The sequence below is a fragment of the Betaproteobacteria bacterium genome (assembly GCA_009377585.1).
Taxonomy (GTDB): domain Bacteria; phylum Pseudomonadota; class Gammaproteobacteria; order Burkholderiales; family WYBJ01; genus WYBJ01.
On record WHTS01000240.1, the window covers coordinates 1 to 2,706 of the forward strand.

Sequence of the window (2,706 nt, forward strand, 5' to 3'; positions counted from 1 at the left end):
AATCCATACCACCGTCAGCACTACCACGTTGAAGGCGGAGAAGTTCAGCACGAGAAAACCAAGTTCCGACACCAGGTAAGCGGCGTAGGCCGGGTGCCGCACCACCCCATAAGGGCCAGACGTGACAAGGCCCCGATCGGCGGCGACGATTCCGAAGCTCTTACCCAGGCACAGCAACGCGACGAGCGACAGAATGACGCCGCTCAACTGCAGTGCGAAGCCGATCGCCGGAGGAAGCGGGACCTGACCGCCTCCGGGCTGTAGCAGGAAGGGGCCGAAGGTTGCGCCGATTGCCGCAAGCCAGTGCAACGGACGCGAGTCAACGCGTCTCGCCGGACGCCGGCGAATGAAGAGCCACGCAATGATCGAGATCTGGAGCAGGAACAGGACGCTTCCCGAGCCTCCGCCCGAGACAACCGCCTTGAGATGAACGAAGCATGCCACCACCCATAGAAACGCAGCCGCGAAACTTCCCGCGCGATGCGTGCGGCCGCCCGAATGCGGCTCTAGAGCCGTCGAGTGTGTGCCCATCAAAAGGCCGTGAACAGGTTCTGGGCCATCCGCACGACCCCCGGACCGATGATGACGACGAAAAGAGCGGGCATCACGCAGAGAATGAGCGGAAAGATCATCTTGACGGGGAGCTTCATCGCCTTCTCTTCGGCCCTCTGACGGCGGCGGACGCGCAACTGACCCGCCTGGGCGCGCAGCACCCGCGAAACGCTGATTCCGAACTGGTCCGCCTGGATCATGGCGAGGACGAAGGACTTCAGCTCCTCGACATCGGTGCGCGTGTCGAGGTTGCGGAAAGCCTGAGCCCGGGCGACGCCGAGTTGCATCTCCTGCATAACGCGGGCCAGCTCATCGGACAAGGTTCCCTTGATGTTGGTGATGCACTGCCCCACGGCCGCGTCGAAGCCGAGTCCCGCCTCGACGCTGATCGTAAGCAGGTCCATGGTGTCGGGGAGCTCCCGCCGGATGTTTTCCTGCCTTCGATTCGCGCGTCCCGAGAGCAGCGAGTGAGGGCCGAACCACCCTACATAGCAGAGCAGGCCCGCGCCCACAATGGCCAGCGTATCCAGTTTCCCGCCCAGCACGGATGTCGTCAGAAAGAAGGTGGGGAGAATCACACCCACGAGAAGCCTGATCGCCATTATCCGCTCGGCGTTCCATCCCTTGGGAGAACCAGCGAGCAGGAGCTTTCGATCGAGCCGGTTGCGCATGTCCTCGCTGGTCAGTCGTTTGACGATGGCGCCGAAACCATTGATTGCAGGATGTACGAACCGTTGGGTCAGAGGCCGGTTCAACTCCTCCTGCTTGAGGTCGATCCCGAGGTCGACGGATCCGAGCTGCGCCTCGAGAACCTGCGCCGCTCTGCGGTGTTGATTGCGGCCGCCGACCACGGACGCGGTTAGCAGTCCCACGGCAAGAAAGGTCGAAGCAAGGGCAAGAGCCAGATACGTATCAGACATCGATCTTCACGACCTTTCTCATCCAGATGATCCCCAGAGCCATAAGCGCCCCTCCGACCGCCAACATCACGAGACCCATGTTCGTAGTCCACAGGAGGCTGAGGTACTCCGGGTTGACGAGCATCATGTAGCCCGCCACGCCAAATGGCAGGCCGCACAGCAGATACATCGATAAGCGGCCCTCTGCCGACAGCGCCTTGATCTGCCCACGGACCGCCTCACGTTCGCGCAGCGTGGCCGCGACGGTGTCGAGAATCTCGGCTAGGTTGCCTCCGACCTCACGCTGGATCTTCACCGCGACGATGGCCCACTTGAAATCCTCCGACCCAATGCGAAGAGCCATTGCATCGAGCGCATCGTTGAGCTCGCGACCGAGCCGCAACTCCGCCAAGAGACGGCGGTACTCCTCTGCACTCGGCTCACCGATCTCCTGCGCTACGAGGTCGAGTGATTGTAGGAAGCTGTGTCCCGCGCGCAAAGAGCTCGCAAGGATCGACAGAACGTCGGGCAACTGGGCATGCATACGTTTTGATCGCCGGCCCATCTTGAAGTTGAGAACGACGAGGGGGAGCAGGCCGACGACGATGCCAAGTGCCATGCCGATCCAAGCGCTGGAGAACAGCAACGTTCCGGCGAAGTAGCCGGCGAGCGCCAGAAGTGCACTCCCCGCCACGAACTCGCCGGTGCGGAGGGACATTCCCGCGCGGTCCAGCCTGATGCGAAGCGCAGCAGCAAAGCCTCTTCGTTCCGCGATTTCCTCCGCGCGGACGACGAGCGACTCGGGGATGAGGGAGATTGCGCCTCGTTCCTTGGTCGCGCCATCCGAGACCGCCCTGTCAACGACCGTTGCCAGGCGTGCCACGCGGCGTTCCCGAATGGACCGGTAGCGCCCACCGAGAATCAAATACGCAACGCAGAACACGGCCGCGAAGGTCAGCGTTAGCGCCAGGAACAGAGTCCAAGTCGCGCCGAACTCCACCGGAGCGGAGGACTGCTTATCGGTGGGCTTTGCAGGCGCAGCAACGTTGTCCGGCGGGATGTCGAGGGCGACGACGTCGGCGCCGTCCGAAGTCGAGACGCCGATCTCGACCTCGCTTCCTCCTTGGGCGTCGGTGGTGTATGTCACCAGGTACTGCTGCGAAAGCGCAGACGCGATGTCCTCATAGACCTCGGCGAGGTCCGCGGTGGCGGCGGACGAATAGGTACCGCCGCTGGACCGTGCAAGCGCACGAAG

The 2,706-nt window shown here is 62.9% G+C and carries 3 protein-coding genes; all 3 read right to left on the minus strand.

Features of this window, described 5'->3' with window-relative positions:
* Nucleotides 1-531, minus strand: a 531-nt coding sequence (locus GEV05_30945) for a hypothetical protein (protein ID MPZ47695.1), incomplete at its 3' end; no start/stop codon positions are given.
* Nucleotides 531-1,472, minus strand: coding sequence for a type II secretion system F family protein (locus tag GEV05_30950; protein MPZ47696.1), 942 nt, complete (start codon nucleotides 1,470-1,472; stop codon nucleotides 531-533). The genes GEV05_30950 and GEV05_30945, both read right to left, overlap by 1 nt.
* A partial coding sequence (locus tag GEV05_30955) for a hypothetical protein (protein ID MPZ47697.1) occupies nucleotides 1,465-2,706 on the minus strand: 1,242 nt, incomplete at its 5' end. The genes GEV05_30950 and GEV05_30955, both read right to left, overlap by 8 nt.

Excerpts from the sequence above, each read along its gene's own strand:
- GEV05_30950 (MPZ47696.1), bottom strand. The coding sequence starts at position 1,472 with ATGTCTGATACGTATCTGGCTCTTGCCCTTGCTTCGACCTTTCTTGCC.